Below are 14,588 nucleotides of genomic sequence, written 5' to 3'. Positions count from 1 at the left end.
ACACATTTGGAGTGCGGGGTGTCAGGTAGATAGGCGTCGGCTGTCAGGCTGCCATCGCAGGCAAGCCAGCTCCCACATTTTGATCAGTGTTAACAGGTCCTAATAGCCGTTGCTGCCGTAATCGATGGTGAATGCAAAGCCAACCAAACGCTCCACCCCCGTCTCCAACCGTCCGTCGCCATGCAAGCGCAACCAGCGATACCCCGGCGCCTGCTCGCTGACCTGAAAGTCCTCACTCCCCGGCGCAAACTGGATACAGGTAGACGGCGAAGCCAGCAGCCGCACACCGTCGCGCTCGCTGTCGATCTCCTGATGCACATGCCCCCACAGCAATGCCTTGGTCTGCGGAAAGCGCTCAAGCACGGCAAACAGCGCTTCGGGGTTGCGCAGACCAATTGGCTCCATCCACGCACAGCCGATCGGTACCGGATGATGGTGGAAACACACCAGGTGATGGCGGCCCGGCGCTTCGCTCAAGGCCTGCGCCAGCAGTTGCAGTTGCGCGTCTTGCAGGTAGCCCGGCACAGACCCAGGTACCGCCGAATCCAGCAGAGTGATACGCCAGTTGCCGATATCCACCACCGGTTCGAGCAAATCACTGTGCATGGCAGCCTGGGCCATGACCTGCGGCTCGTCGTGGTTGCCAGGAATCCAACGCGCCGGAGCGCCAAGGGCGGCGGTCAAATCGCGAAACTGCTGATAGGACTCAAGCGTGCCATCCTGGGACAGATCGCCGGTCGCCAGTATCAGGTCGATGGCCGGCTGTTGCGCGCGCACCAGCTCGACCACCCGCTGCAGGCTTTCACGGGTGCTCATGCCCAGCAGCGTGGCGTCAGGGTCGGCAAACAGATGGCTGTCGGACAACTGCACCAGCAACACGGCATCAGGATTCACGGCGGATACGCTCGGCAAGGCGCTCTCCCTGGTAACGACAGGAATGGATAGTTGGCGCGATTATGCTGGGGCAGGACACAAAGAGGAAACCCAAGGAAGCAGACGCAGTTCACATCTACCGCACCACTTCAAACTCATGGCCCAAGGCCAGGCAGTGGCTGAGCCATTCGCCGAGGAACACATTGAGCTGTGCTTTCTCATCGGGCTGGTGCATGAACACATTCGGGTAAGGATAGATGCTGCGAAAGCGTCGCGCATGCTCGGCGCTGATCACTTCGGCCATACGCGCGTCGTGGTACACCTGCACTTCCAATTGCGGCACCGGCAACCACGGCAGGCTGTGCTCCTGGCGCACCCGCAGGGTGGTGGTGTAGGGGCAGGTGAGAATGACTTCCAGGGTCAGCACGCCGAGCATCTGGTCGCCATGGGTGACAGCAATGCGCCGCGCCTGGGGAGCGTGGCGCATGTCCGGGAGCAGGCGCATCAGCCGCGCATAGTTGGCCTCGCAGGCCGCTTGCAGCCCGATCAGGTCAACTCGGTAACGTTCCCGTGCCTTTACTGCCATAACCCCCTCACTTCCGCGCGATTAAGCGCAAGCCATTGCAGGGCGATAATGCTGGCTGCGTTGGAAATCTTGCCGTCGCGTACCGCCTGCAAGGCATCTTCGAAGGCCCAGGCGGTGACGCGGATATCTTCTGCTTCTTCTTCCAATCCATGGACCCCTCCCGCGCCCGAGCTGTCGCAACGGCCCAGGTACAGGTGGACAAATTCGGTACTGCCGCCAGGCGAGGGGAAATACTTGGTGATCGGCCACAGCGCGGAGAACGTCAGCCCAGCTTCCTCCTCGGCCTCGCGGTGTGCAACCTCCTCGGGTTGCTCATCCTTGTCAATCAGGCCGGCGACCATCTCCACCAGCCAGGGGTTATCGGCGCGGCCCATGGCGCCGACTCGGAACTGTTCGATCAGCACCACTTCATCGCGCAGCGGGTCGTAGGGCAGTACGCACACCGCGTCATGACGCACGAACACTTCGCGGTTGATCACCCGGCTCATGCCGCCGTCGAACTTCTCGTGGCGCAGTTGCACGCGATCGAGCTTGTAGAAGCCTTTATAGGCATTGTCACGCTGAACAATCTCGATCTTGTTCGGCGTCGACTTCGCGATGTCCGTCATGGTGTCCCTCGTTAAGCTCGTGCAATGGCCGCCATCCTAACGCGCCGACGCCCGTTGATGCAGCCCCTTTCCGGTTGCCGGCAGAGGCGGCGAGCGTCAAACTCACTGCAATCAGTTTAGTGGCGAACTGGCGGCCACGTTGGCAGTCCAAGCGCTACTCTTTTCGCTTTCCATCGATTTACGAAGGACACACATGTCGCTTTTAAAAATCGCCTCCGTGGCCTGTATTGCCTTGACCCTGGGTGCTTGCCAGAGCCTGTTCCAACCCGCCTATCTCAAGCCGCTGGACGTTACCACCGACAAGTCGGAGCAGATCAAGCCCGGCTGTGACAGCCCGGCCTGCCCGCTGGTGAACATCGACACCGTGCATTTCCCCGCCGAGCCACAACTGGACAGCCTGGTGGAACAGCGCCTGCTGCAAATGACCCGCACCACGCCTGGCGCCAGTGTACCGGCGAGCCTGAACGCCTACCGGAACACCTTCCTGCGTGAGTCGCCGGACCGCCACGGCATGTACTTGCAAGCCAAGGTACGTGACCAGCATGACGGACTGGTGATCGTTGAAGTGTCCAGCTACCTGGACACCGGTGTCGCCCACGGCGAGCCAGGCCGCGGGTTTATCAACTATTCACGGATTCTGCATAAGGAACTGACCCTGGCCGACATGCTGCTGCCCGGCCAGGAGCAGGCCTTCTGGAATACCGCGAAAGTCGCCCACAACAGTTGGTTGATCAGCACCAAGATGGACCGCGACCCGGAGTTCGTGAAGAACTGGCCGTTCCAGAAAACCCCGAACGTGGCCCTGACCAGCGGCGGCGTGGTACTCAAGTACAACGTCAGCACCATCGCCCCTTACGCACAGGGGCTGATCGAAATCACCCTGCCCTATACGCGCCTCACCGGTGTGATCAAGCCTGAACTGGTGCCCGCACGCCGCTAACGACCGGGTATCGCAACGGGTAGATCTCTTAGGGGTAGTGGTTGTTTAGACGATCGCCTTCGCGAGCAAGCCCGCTCCCACAGTTGGAATGCATTCCGACTGTGGGAGCGGGCTTGCTCGCGAAGAGGCCAGTACAGGCGCCGACGATCCCGGATCAGACCTTCTTGTAGAGCTGGCTACCTTCCTGCTTGAACCGCTCAGCCTGCTCGGCCAAGCCCTTGGCCACATCCACATCCACCGCATCAATGCGCTGGTTCGCCGCGTACTCACGCACTTCGTGGGTAACTTTCATCGAGCAGAATTTCGGCCCGCACATGGAGCAGAAGTGCGCGACCTTGGCCGACTCCTTGGGCAGCGTCTCGTCGTGGAATGCCCGTGCGGTATCCGGGTCCAGGCCGAGGTTGAACTGGTCTTCCCAGCGGAATTCGAAGCGTGCCTTGCTCAAGGCGTTATCGCGAATCTGCGCGCCAGGGTGGCCTTTGGCAAGGTCGGCCGCGTGGGCCGCGATCTTGTAAGTGATGATCCCGGTCTTCACGTCATCCTTGTTCGGCAGACCCAGGTGTTCCTTGGGCGTGACGTAGCAGAGCATGGCGCAACCGAACCAGCCGATCATCGCCGCACCGATACCCGACGTGATGTGGTCGTAGCCCGGCGCAATGTCGGTGGTCAGCGGGCCGAGGGTGTAGAACGGCGCCTCGTCGCAGCACTCCAGTTGCTTGTCCATGTTCTCCTTGATCAGTTGCATCGGCACATGGCCAGGGCCTTCGATCATGGTTTGCACGTCGTGCTTCCAGGCGATCTTGGTCAGCTCGCCCAGGGTTTCCAGTTCACCGAATTGCGCAGCGTCGTTGGCATCGGCCACCGACCCCGGACGCAGGCCATCTCCCAGGGAGAAGCTAACGTCATAGGCCTTCATGATTTCGCAGATCTCTTCGAAGTGCGTGTAGGCAAAGTTTTCCTTGTGGTGGGCCAAGCACCATTTGGCCATGATCGCGCCGCCACGGCTGACAATGCCGGTGACGCGATTGGCGGTCAGCGGCACGTAGCGCAGCAATACGCCGGCGTGAATGGTGAAGTAGTCCACGCCTTGCTCGGCCTGTTCAATCAGGGTGTCGCGGAACAGCTCCCAGGTCAGGTCCTCGGCAACGCCGTCGACTTTTTCCAGGGCCTGGTAGATCGGCACGGTGCCGATCGGCACGGGCGAGTTACGGATGATCCACTCGCGGGTTTCATGGATATGCTTGCCAGTGGACAGGTCCATGATGTTGTCCGAGCCCCAGCGAATGCCCCAGGTCATCTTCGCCACTTCTTCTTCAATGGACGAACCCAGGGCGCTGTTGCCGATGTTGCCGTTGATCTTCACCAGGAAGTTACGGCCGATAATCATCGGTTCCAGCTCAGTGTGGTTGATGTTGGCCGGGATGATTGCGCGGCCGCGGGCGATTTCTTCGCGCACGAACTCGGGGGTGATGATTTTCGGAATACTGGCGCCGAAGCTGTGCCCGGCATGTTGTTGCTTGAGCAGGCCGCTGGCGCGGGCTTCCTCAAGCTTCATGTTTTCGCGGATCGCCACGTATTCCATTTCTGGCGTGATGATGCCTTTACGCGCGTAGTGCATCTGGCTGACGTTGGCACCGGCCTTGGCCCGACGCGGGTTTTGCAGGTGGGCAAAGCGCAGGTAGGCCAGGTCGGGGTTATCCAGGCGTTCCTGGCCATAGCGTGAACTCAAGCAGGCCAGCCGCTCGGTGTCGCCACGTTCTTCGATCCACGGCGAGCGCACATCGGCCAAGCCTTTGCGCACGTCGATGATGACATTGGGGTCGGTATAGGGGCCAGAGGTGTCATAGACCACTACAGGGGCGTTGATTTCGCCACCAAACTCCGTAGGGGTCACGTCCAGGCTGATTTCACGCATCGGCACGCGAATATCCGGGCGGGAGCCCTGCACGTAGATTTTTTGCGAGCGGGTAAACGGCTGCACGGAGCCGGAGTCGACCTTGGCCGATTCACTCAGGTGCACGGTATTTTTTAGTTTTGTACTTTTTATTTCAGTGCTCATCACGGGCTCTCCAACTTATCCAGGCGGTGGATTTTTGTCGGAGCGAACCTGTGACGGACGGACGCACTGGAATCAGTGCTGTGCTTGGCGCACGAGGGCTGTTCGATTGTCGAACAACATCCCGGACGAAGCACAAGAGGACTCGCCGGGTGACGAGAAATCTTGTTCCCTACGCAGGCGCTAACCTGATCAGGTTCAACGGGATCCGGTATTTACCGATCTCAGCCTTCCAACAAGGCACCCCGACAAGAACGCGGCCAGTCTAGACCATGGCGTGGGCAAATTGCCAATAGCGGTTTATTCAGCGTGATGAATGGCGTGATCGTGGGATTGTTGTGCGCAGGCCCCGCCACTACACTCGGGCACGGCCTCAAGGCTTGACGCCAGGCATGGCCAGCCTTAGCCTTGGGCGCTGAATTATCACCGTAATATTCATACTAGGGATCGCCTCATGCTGCGCAAACTCTCACTGGCTGTTGCCGTGTCTTGTGCGACCAACGGACTGGTCTGGGCAGCTGAAGCGCCCTTGTCCGCCAACACCGATTTGGTCAGCGTGTATCAGGAAGCGGCGAACAACAACGCCGACCTGGCCGCCGCCCGTGCCCAATACGGCGCGCAAAAAGAAGTGGTGCCCCAGGCCCGCGCAGGCTTGCTGCCGAACCTGTCAGCCGGCGCCGACAGCAACAACGTGCGCACCCAGATCGACCAGCCGGCCGCCACGGCCAACCGTGACGCCCACTCCTGGCGCGCCACCTTGAGCCAGCCACTGTTCCGCGCCGACCGCTGGTTCCAGCTGCAAGCTGCCCAAGCCGTCAACGAGCAAGCCTCGCTGCAACTGTCAGCCTCCGAGCAGAACCTGATTTTGCAAAGTGCAGAGAGCTACTTCGCCGTGCTGCGTGCCCAGGACAACCTGGCGTCGACCAAAGCCGAAGAAAACGCCTTCAAGCGCCAGCTCGACCAGTCCAACGAACGCTTCGATGTGGGCCTGTCAGACAAGACCGATGTGCTGCAATCCCAGGCCAGCTACGACACCGCCCGGGCTAATCGCATCCTGGCCCAGCGCCAGGTGGACGACGCGTTCGAAGCGCTGATCACCCTGACCAACCGCCAGTACAACTCGATCCAGGGCATCGTCCACACGCTACCGGTGCTGCCGCCGGCGCCGAACGACGCCAAGGCCTGGGTCGAAACCGCCGGGCGCCAGAACCTCAACCTGCTCGCCAGCAATTACGCGGTCACCGCCGCCGAAGAAACCCTTCGGCAGCGCAAGGCCGGCCACTTGCCGACGCTCGACGCGGTTGCGCAATACGAAAAAGGCGACAACGACGCCCTGGGTTTCAGCAACCCGAATCAGTTGCCTATCCCGTACGGCGGCGATGTGTCGCAACGCACCGTGGGCCTGCGGTTGAACATCCCGATCTACAGCGGCGGCCTCACCAGCTCGCAAGTGCGCGAATCCTATTCACGCCTCGACCAGACCGAGCAACAGCGCGAAGGCCTGCGCCGCCAGGTGGTGGAAAACACCCGCAACCTGCACCGTGCAGTCAACACCGATGTGGAGCAGGTGCAAGCACGCCGCCAGTCGATCATCTCCAACCAGAGCGCGGTGGAAGCCACGGAAATCGGCTATCAGGTGGGCACGCGCAACATCGTCGACGTGCTGGACTCACAGCGCCAGCTGTACGCGTCGGTGCGCAACTACAACAACAGCCGCTACGATTACATCCTCGACAACCTGCGCTTGAAGCAGGCGGCGGGCACGCTCAACCCAGGGGATTTGCAGGATCTGGCGCGCTATCTCAAGGCCGACTACAACCCGGACAAAGACTTCCTGCCGCCGGACCTGGCCAAAGCCGCTGCCGAACAGCTCAAGGCCCGCCCGAATAATTGACAACACCGAAGACCCCTTGTGGGAGCGGGCTTGCTCGCGAAAGCGGTGGATCAGTTAACACATGTATTGACTGACCCACCGCTTTCGCGAGCAAGCCCGCTCCCACAATTATTAACGGTGTCGAGTCAGGGAGTGATCAGTTTGTCCAAGCCATCCAGTAAACGCTTTAACGCGCCCTGGTTGGCCTGCATCACCTTGAGCCCCGCCTGCGCCATCTTGCGTGCGTCCTGGGGTAATTCGAACAACTGTCGCACCGCTTCGGCCAGTCCATCGGCATCGTCCACCTCCCGCATAGCCCCGGCGTCGCGCATCATCGCGGTGATGTCGAGGAAGTTGAAGACATGCGGGCCCATGATCACCGGTTTACCCAACGCCGCCGGCTCCAGCGGGTTGTGCCCGCCGGTCGGCACCAGGCTGCCGCCGACGAATGCGCTGTCAGCCAGGGCGTAGAGAAACAGCAATTCGCCCATGGTGTCGCCAAGCAACACCGAGGTTTGCCCGGTGACCGGCTCACCACTGGAGCGACGCACGGTGGCAAAGCCTTGCTGCACACAGCGCTCAAACGTCGGGCCAAAGCGCTCCTGATGACGGGGCACCAGAATCAGCAGGGCATTGGGGTAGTTCGCCAACAACTGGCGATGGGCTGCCAGCACCACCTCGTCTTCACCTTCGTGGGTACTGGCGGCGATCCAGACCGGACGCTCGCTGGCGCCCCATTGTTCACGCAGGGCGGCGGCGCGAGCCGTTAGCTGGGGGTCGATGCTCAGGTCGAACTTGATCGAGCCGGTCACTTTCACGGTTTCAGGGCGTGCGCCCAGGCTGCGGAAACGTTCGGCCTCGGTCTCGGTCTGTACGGCGAACAAGCTCATTTCTGCCAGCATCGGCGCCGTCAGCTTGGCAAATCGCGCGTACCCTTTGGCCGAGCGCGCCGACAACCTTGCATTGGCCAGCGCCACCGGAATACCGCGCTGGGCGCAGGCATGGATATGGTTGGGCCACAGCTCGGTTTCCATGATCACCGCCAGCGTGGGCTGCACGCGGTCGAGAAAACGCTTGGCGGCGCAGGGCAAGTCGTACGGCAAGTAGCAGTGCTGGATGCGCGATTCGTTGGCGAACAACGCCTGGATACGCTCGGAACCGGTGGGCGTCATGCAGGTGACGGTGATCGGCAGCTGTGGATAACGCTCCAACAAGCCGCGAATCATCGGAGCGGCGGCAATGCTTTCGCCCACCGACACCGCGTGCACCCAGATCCCGCCGGGCCGCATCACCGGCAAGCCATAGGAAAACCGCTCGCCCACCCGCTTGGCATAGGCTGGTGCCTTGCGCGCGCGCAACCACAAGCGTAAGGCCACCAACGGCAGCGCCAGGTAAAACAGACAGCTGTAGAGAGTTCTATTCATGGCGGAGGAGTTTATCGGCTTTTTCAGTCGATCGCCTGCAAGCACTCGGCAAAACGTTTAGCCAAAAAGCGCGCGGCGGGCCCCAGGTGCTCGTCGCGGCGCCACACCAGTTCCACCACCAGGGCGGGCGGGGTCCATTCGCTGGCCAATTCGACCATCTGTTGCTGGTAGGTCGGGTATTGCACGATATGCCGAGGCAACCAGGCCCAGCCCAGGCCACTCATCAGCCATTCGGCCAATACGTAGAAGCTGTCGGCGCGCCACACCAGGGGGCTGGCCGCCTCGCTGCCGGGGTAGACGCTGGTCTGGGTCGACATCAGCAACTGCCGAAACTGGGCCAGGTGCTGGCACGTTACGTACTTTTCCTTGGCCAGCGGGTGGTTAACACCGCACACCGTAACCATTTCCACACTGCCCACCACTCGACGCTCCAGGGCTTCGGGAATCTGGTCGTGATAGAACAACAGCCCCAGGTCCGCCTTGCGCTCCACCAACTTGCGCGCCACATCGCCCTGGGCCGCGCTGGACAACTGCACCTCCAGCAACGGGTAGTGCACAGCCAGCGCCTCCAGGCTATCGAGTACTGGCTGGAACAACATCGCCTCATCCTGGGCCAGGCGCAGGCAGGCTTCCTCGCCGCGGGTCAACGACAAGGCCCGCCCCGTCAGGCGCTCGCACTGGCGCAGTACCTCACGCGCTTCCTCCAGCAACACACTGCCGGCTTCGGTCAGGCGCGGTTGCCGGCCGCTGCTACGTTCGAACAGGACAACGCCCAAGTCAGCCTCCAACAGGGCAATGCCATTGCTGACCGCCGATTGCGCCTTGCGCTGCCCACGGGCCACGGCAGAAAACGAACGCTGCTCGGCGACGCTGACAAACAGGCGCATCTGCTCCAGATCCCATTGCACGCTCATGGCTCAACCTATCTCCATTCCAGATAGGTAATGACTTTACCCCATCTGGCAGACGACTAGAATGCCGACCACTGTAGGAGCGAGCTTGCTCGCGAAAAACTCAAAGGCGTCGCGTTATTCAGAAAAGCGCGAGTTATCGTTGACGTTTTTCGCGAGCAAGCTCGCTCCTACAGTTCTTGAAACCACACCGAGGACTTGCCCATGAATGCCGCCTACTACTACTTGGCCATCGCCATCTGCTCGGAAGTGATCGCCACCGTTTCCATGAAAGCCATCAAAGGCTGGAGCACCCCTATTCCGTTGTTGCTGGTGATCGTCGGTTACGGCGTGGCGTTCTGGATGCTGACCCTGGTGGTGCGTACCGTGCCGGTCGGCGTGGCGTACGCCGTATGGGCCGGGATGGGTATCGTGATGGTCAGCATCGCGGCACTGTTCATCTATGGGCAGAAGCTGGATGTGCCGGCGATGCTGGGGATGGGCCTGATTGTGCTGGGCGTGGTGGTGATTCAGTTGTTCTCGAAAACCGCCGGGCACTGACCGCCACTCAACAGCCTGTATACTGCGCCTCTTGTCTTGAACACTGAGGTCGCCGATGCCATCCGTTATTTCCACCGACGTTCTGATTGTCGGCGCCGGGGTTGCCGGCCTCTGGCTCAATGCGCGCCTGCGCGGCCAGGGGTTTTCCACGGTACTGGTGGAAAACGCCACCCTGGGCGGCGGGCAAAGCCTGAAGTCCCAGGGGATCATTCACGGCGGTGCGAAATACGCCCTGCACGGCGCCCTCACCGGCGCCTCCGAAGCCATTGCCGATATGCCGCGCCGCTGGCGTGAAGCCCTGGCCGGCAACGGCGAGCTGGACCTGTCCGGCGTGCGCGTGCTGTCCCAGGCGCACTACTTGTGGTCGCCCGGCACGATTGCCGGCAACCTCACCAGCTTTTTCGCCAGCAAGGCCGTGCGTGGCCGCGTCGATCAGGTCAAGGGCGACGAACTGCCCCTGGCGCTGCAGAACCCTCGCTTCAAAGGCAAAGTCTATCGCCTGGCCGAGCTGGTGGTGGACGTGCCCAGCCTGATCAACCGCCTGGCGCAATTGGCCGGTGACGGTCTGCTCGCAGGTGTGCACATCGAACCGTTACTGGACGGTGACACCCTGGTGGGCTTGAAGGTCGATGGCCGTGAGATCCGCGCCCAGCGCATCGTCCTGAGCGCTGGCGGCGGCACGGCGGACTTGCTCGCGGCCCTGGGCCTGAGCCAACCGGCCATGCAAAAACGCCCGCTGCACATGATCATCGCCAAAGGCCCTGGCCTCAAGCCGCTGTACGCCCATTGCCTGGGCGGCGGCACCAAGCCACGGATCACCGTCACCACCCACCCGGCCGCCGACGGCAACTGGGTGTGGTACATGGGCGGCGATATCGCCGAGGCTGACGGCGTGGCGCGTACGCCTGAACAACAGATCGCCACCGCGCAGAAAGAGCTGGCGCAACTGCTGCCCTGGATCGACATGAGCCAGACCCAGTGGGCCACCCTGCGCGTGGATCGCGCCGAGCCGCTGCAATCGGGGCTGAGCCGTCCCGACAACGCCTTCCTCGCCGAAGACGGCCGCCTACTGGTGGGCTGGCCAACCAAACTGGCCCTGGCGCCGGATTTCGCCGACCGCGTACTCCACGCCCTGAAGCGCGACGGCATCCGCCCAAGCGCCAGCGCCCCTCTGCCCGAGCTGCCAACTCCGGCAATCGGCCAACCTGCCTGGGAGCAACTGTTGCCATGAGCCTGCCAACCCTGCACGACCTGTATCGCCCGCTGGGCAGCACCGGCCTGCTGGTGTCGCCCCTGGGCCTGGGCACCGTCAAGTTGGGCCGCGACCAAGGGGTGAAATACCCCAACGGCTTTCAGATCCCTGGCGACGACGAGGCGCGCATGCTGTTGCGCCAGGCCCGCGAGCTGGGCATCAACCTGATCGACACCGCGCCGGCCTATGGCATGAGCGAAGAGCGCCTGGGGCCGCTGCTACGTGATCAGCGCAAGGACTGGGTGATCGTCAGCAAGGTGGGCGAAGAGTTTGCCAACGGCGTGTCCAATCACGATTTCAGCGCGGCCCACACGCGGATGTCGATTGAGCGCAGCCTGAAACGACTTGAAACGGATTTTATCGACCTGGTGCTGGTGCACTCCGACGGCAACGACTTGCATATCCTTAACGATTGCGCGGTTTACCAGACCCTGGAACAGTTGAAGAAAGACGGCAAGATTCGCGGTTTCGGCTTCTCCGGCAAAACCGTCGAGGGCGGTATGAAAGCACTGGAACAGGGCGATTGCGCGATGGTCACCTACAACCTCAATGAACAGGCCGAGAAGGCCGTGATCGACTATGCCGCCGCCCACGGCAAGGGCATCCTGGTGAAAAAGGCCCTGGCCAGCGGCCACGTGTGCCTGGAACCGGGAATGGATCCAATTCAGGCCAGTTTCACCTTGTTGTTTGCGCAAACGGGCGTCGCCAGTGCTATTGTCGGGACCATTAATCCGCTGCACCTGGCCCATAACGTAGCAACTGCTGCCCGGGTCATTCGTCAACTCTGATGCCGCCCACGCGGCCGACCCCGTCGCAAGAAGGAGCCGACATGCCGCGAACGCTCATAAGAAAGAACCCCAGCAACTTCAAGACACTGCCGCTGCACGTCGAAGCCACCCCCGAGGGCCTGAGCTACCAGAGCGTCGGCATGCCGCTCAACTTCGCCCAGACCCTGCAGCGGCGCAAGCCGGTCGAGGTGCCAGACGCCGAACGCTTCGCCCTGGAACTGGCGAACCTCGGCGTCTCGGTACGCCTGACCCTGCACTGGCAAAACAAGGACTACTGGGTGCTGGTGCGCCAACGCCGCCAGGACCGTGGCGACGTGGTGCTCAAGCTGATCTCCGGCTACGTCCCGGCCCATGAACTGAACCTGCCGTTGCACACCGCCATCCAGGAAATCGCCGAGGAGTGCCTGCTCGAAACCCCCGAAGGCTGGCTGGGCGGGCGCTTCAACGACACCTGGCTGCCGGCGCCCTACTCCGCTGCCCTGCATTACCGCGAGGCGCTGCCGTTTCGCCTGAGCCCTTTGTCCGGTGCCGCGCGCCCGGTGCGCTGCGCCACCATGCAACTGATCGAGCGCCCACGGGCCTACGTGCACCTGCCGACCGCCTCGCTGCAATTGATTTATGACCTGCGCCTGGAAGTGCCGAAGGAAGCCAAGTCCCTCAGTTTGTTTCATGTGGATGAGCGTTTGGAGGGTGACCAGTTGGTGGCGCGCCTGGATCGCCAACGCCCGGACCTGTACTTGATGCCGCTCAAAGACGGCGAGCCATTGGCAGAGTTGTATACGGTCAAGAAGGATCAGTTGTACCCGGCCAGCACACGCGGCCTGTACCTGGCGGAAAGCTTTGCCCAGCAAGAGGGCTGGCTGGTGCGCGATGAGCGCATTCGTTGGAAGGATTGGCTTAGGCAGCAGGGCCTGGCAGAGCCGGAAAAGGACTCCAAGCTCAAGCGCTTGACCGGCAAGGCCCGGCAGATGCTGCGCAAGATCGTGCCGAAGAAGAGCTAGGGGCGAGCAGGCTCGCCCCACGGGGTATCACTCGTTGTTGCGGATCTTCTCGACAATCGCCGTGGTCGAGCTGTTTTCAACCAGCCCCAGCACTTTGACCGTGCCGCCGTAGGCGCTGACGATGTCCGCACCCACCACCTGGTCGACGCTGTAGTCACCGCCCTTGACCAGCACGTCGGGCTTGACCTGGGCCAGCAGGTTTTCCGGGGTGCCTTCAGAGAAGCTGATCACCCAGTCCACCGCGCCCAGACCCGCGAGTACCGCCATGCGCCGGTCAACACTGTTGATCGGGCGGCCCGGGCCTTTCAAGCGGCTGACCGAAGCGTCATCGTTGACCGCAACGATCAGGCGGTCACCTTGAGCGCTTGCCTGTTCCAGGTACGTCACGTGCCCGGCGTGCAGGATGTCAAAGCAGCCGTTGGTGAACACAATGCTTTCGTTGTGGGCGCGGGCATCGTCAATCGCCAGCAGCAATTGCTCCAGGCCCAGCACACCGCGCTCCGAGCCTTCGGAGCGCTGGATGGCGCGGCGCAACTCCGGTGCGCTGATGGCGGCAGTACCCAGCTTGCCCACCACAATGCCCGCCGCCAGGTTGGCCAGGGCCACGGCGTGGGGCAGTTCCTCACCGGCGGCAATGGAGGCTGCCAGGGTGGAAATCACCGTGTCACCGGCACCGGTGACGTCAAACACTTCACGGGCACGCGCCGGCAGGTGCATGGCCGGGTGGCCCGGACGCAACAGGGTCATGCCGTGCTCGCCACGGGTCACCAGCAAGGCGCCCAAGTCGAGATCGGCCATCAATGCTGCGCCCTTGCTCACCAGTTCGTGCTCATCGGCACACCCGCCGACGATGGTCTCGAACTCACTGAGGTTGGGCGTGAGCAGGCTGGCGCCTCGGTAAACCGAGAAGTCCTTGCCCTTGGGATCGGCCAGCACCGGGATGTTGCGAGCCTTGGCGGCCTGGATCAACACCTGGTGATTCTGCAAGGCGCCTTTGCCGTAGTCGGACAACACCAGCACCTTGATACCGTCGAGCAGCGCGTCGACCTGGTCGCCAAGGGCCAGGGCGTCGGTGGCGAAGGGTTCTTCGAAATCGATACGCAGCAACTGCTGGTGACGGCTCATGACCCGCAGCTTGACGATTGTCGGCTGATGGGCGATGCGCTGGAACAGCGCACGCACGCCGGCGCCCTGCAGGCTGTTGGCCAGACTTTCGGCCGCTTCGTCGTCGCCGGTCACCCCCACCAGGGAAGCCGGGGCGCCGAGCGCGGCAATATTGAGCGCGACGTTAGCAGCGCCACCTGGGCGATCTTCGATTTGCTCGACCTTGACGACCGGCACCGGAGCCTCAGGGGAAATCCGTGAGGTACCACCATGCCAGTAACGGTCGAGCATGACATCGCCGACCACCAAGACAGCGGCTTGATTGAATCGCGGCATGGACAACTTCATGGAGCAACCCACATACAAAATGAACAGGGGCGCGATATTAGCACAGGGTTTGCGATGGCTTGCGACTGGCGCGATGCCGAATCCACCACTGGCCAAATATGAAAGGGGCTTGCGAAACTGTCCCGTGGCGAGGGAGCTTGCTCCCGTGACGGCCTTCCAGCCAACACTTATCCACCTGACGCACCGAGCTCCCACAGTTGTCCGCGCCCGACCACACACTCCACGATGCGAAGCGAGCCGCTCTTGATCTTGATCTGCTTGTGATCTTGATCTCAGGCGCCCCG

Annotated in this window: 13 protein-coding genes and 1 riboswitch; of the genes, 6 read left to right on the top strand and 7 right to left on the bottom strand. The window is 62.1% G+C overall.

All coding sequences use genetic code 11. The features are described from left to right. Positions 1-99 precede the first annotated feature (99 nt). From cpdA to A7K61_RS27835, 3 genes are all read right to left on the bottom strand, one after another. Positions 100-912, bottom strand: coding sequence for a 3',5'-cyclic-AMP phosphodiesterase (cpdA, locus tag A7K61_RS27845; protein ID WP_069558800.1), 813 nt, complete (start codon positions 910-912; stop codon positions 100-102). A 97-nt stretch (positions 913-1,009) separates the two neighbouring features. Further along, positions 1,010-1,459 carry a DUF1249 domain-containing protein gene (locus A7K61_RS27840; RefSeq protein WP_003188022.1) on the bottom strand — a complete coding sequence of 150 codons (450 nt, stop codon included), beginning with the start codon at positions 1,457-1,459 and terminating at the stop codon, positions 1,010-1,012. Next, positions 1,450-2,067 (bottom strand): NUDIX domain-containing protein, encoded by a 618-nt coding sequence (locus A7K61_RS27835; protein WP_032893869.1) that lies wholly within the window; start codon positions 2,065-2,067, stop codon positions 1,450-1,452. The genes A7K61_RS27840 and A7K61_RS27835 overlap by 10 nt, the downstream gene beginning before the upstream one ends. A gap of 193 nt (positions 2,068-2,260) precedes the next feature. On the opposite strand from A7K61_RS27835, the gene A7K61_RS27830 reads away from it, so the two are divergent. Then, on the top strand, positions 2,261-3,007 hold the full coding sequence (locus A7K61_RS27830) for an RsiV family protein (RefSeq protein ID WP_044270957.1): 747 nt from the start codon (positions 2,261-2,263) through the stop codon (positions 3,005-3,007). 154 nt (positions 3,008-3,161) lie between these two features. On the opposite strand, the gene thiC is transcribed toward A7K61_RS27830, so the two are convergent. Next, entirely contained in the window at positions 3,162-5,066 is a 1,905-nt protein-coding gene (gene thiC, locus A7K61_RS27825) for a phosphomethylpyrimidine synthase ThiC (RefSeq protein ID WP_044270955.1), read from the bottom strand. Between the two features lie 149 nt (positions 5,067-5,215). Next, positions 5,216-5,321, bottom strand: a riboswitch (TPP riboswitch). 196 nt (positions 5,322-5,517) lie between these two features. On the opposite strand from thiC, the gene A7K61_RS27820 reads away from it, so the two are divergent. After that, positions 5,518-6,957 carry a TolC family outer membrane protein gene (locus A7K61_RS27820; protein WP_044270953.1) on the top strand — a complete coding sequence of 480 codons (1,440 nt, stop codon included), beginning with the start codon at positions 5,518-5,520 and terminating at the stop codon, positions 6,955-6,957. 125 nt (positions 6,958-7,082) lie between these two features. Here A7K61_RS27820 and waaA read toward each other — a convergent pair whose 3' ends face one another. Both waaA and A7K61_RS27810 read right to left on the bottom strand, forming a co-directional pair. After that, on the bottom strand, positions 7,083-8,360 hold the full coding sequence (waaA, locus tag A7K61_RS27815; RefSeq protein ID WP_069558799.1) for a lipid IV(A) 3-deoxy-D-manno-octulosonic acid transferase: 1,278 nt from the start codon (positions 8,358-8,360) through the stop codon (positions 7,083-7,085). 23 nt (positions 8,361-8,383) lie between these two features. Then, positions 8,384-9,274, bottom strand: coding sequence for a LysR family transcriptional regulator (locus A7K61_RS27810; RefSeq protein ID WP_069558798.1), 891 nt, complete (start codon positions 9,272-9,274; stop codon positions 8,384-8,386). Positions 9,275-9,475: 201 nt separating this feature from the next. On the opposite strand from A7K61_RS27810, the gene A7K61_RS27805 reads away from it, so the two are divergent. The 4 genes from A7K61_RS27805 to A7K61_RS27790 are packed head-to-tail and all read left to right on the top strand — an operon-like array spanning position 9,476 to position 12,852. Then, positions 9,476-9,811: a multidrug efflux SMR transporter gene (locus A7K61_RS27805; protein ID WP_003188013.1), complete on the top strand. Its 336-nt coding sequence runs from the start codon at positions 9,476-9,478 to the stop codon at positions 9,809-9,811. Between the two features lie 55 nt (positions 9,812-9,866). After that, complete coding sequence (locus tag A7K61_RS27800) at positions 9,867-11,042, top strand: FAD-binding oxidoreductase (protein ID WP_069558797.1); 1,176 nt, start codon at positions 9,867-9,869, stop codon at positions 11,040-11,042. Further along, entirely contained in the window at positions 11,039-11,851 is an 813-nt protein-coding gene (locus A7K61_RS27795) for an aldo/keto reductase (protein WP_069558796.1), read from the top strand. The genes A7K61_RS27800 and A7K61_RS27795 overlap by 4 nt, the downstream gene beginning before the upstream one ends. 41 nt (positions 11,852-11,892) lie before the next feature. Then, entirely contained in the window at positions 11,893-12,852 is a 960-nt protein-coding gene (locus A7K61_RS27790; RefSeq protein ID WP_003188010.1) for a hypothetical protein, read from the top strand. Positions 12,853-12,879: 27 nt separating this feature from the next. Here A7K61_RS27790 and hldE read toward each other — a convergent pair whose 3' ends face one another. Further along, positions 12,880-14,304, bottom strand: a complete 1,425-nt coding sequence (gene hldE, locus A7K61_RS27785) for a bifunctional D-glycero-beta-D-manno-heptose-7-phosphate kinase/D-glycero-beta-D-manno-heptose 1-phosphate adenylyltransferase HldE (RefSeq protein WP_032893882.1) — start codon at positions 14,302-14,304, stop codon at positions 12,880-12,882. Positions 14,305-14,588: the final 284 nt, after the last annotated feature.

The organism is Pseudomonas sp. AP42, from assembly GCF_001728935.1.
GTDB classification, from domain to species: domain Bacteria; phylum Pseudomonadota; class Gammaproteobacteria; order Pseudomonadales; family Pseudomonadaceae; genus Aquipseudomonas; species Aquipseudomonas lactis.
Note: the sequence above shows the minus strand (reverse complement) of the source record. Positions and strands in the feature narration are given on the sequence as shown.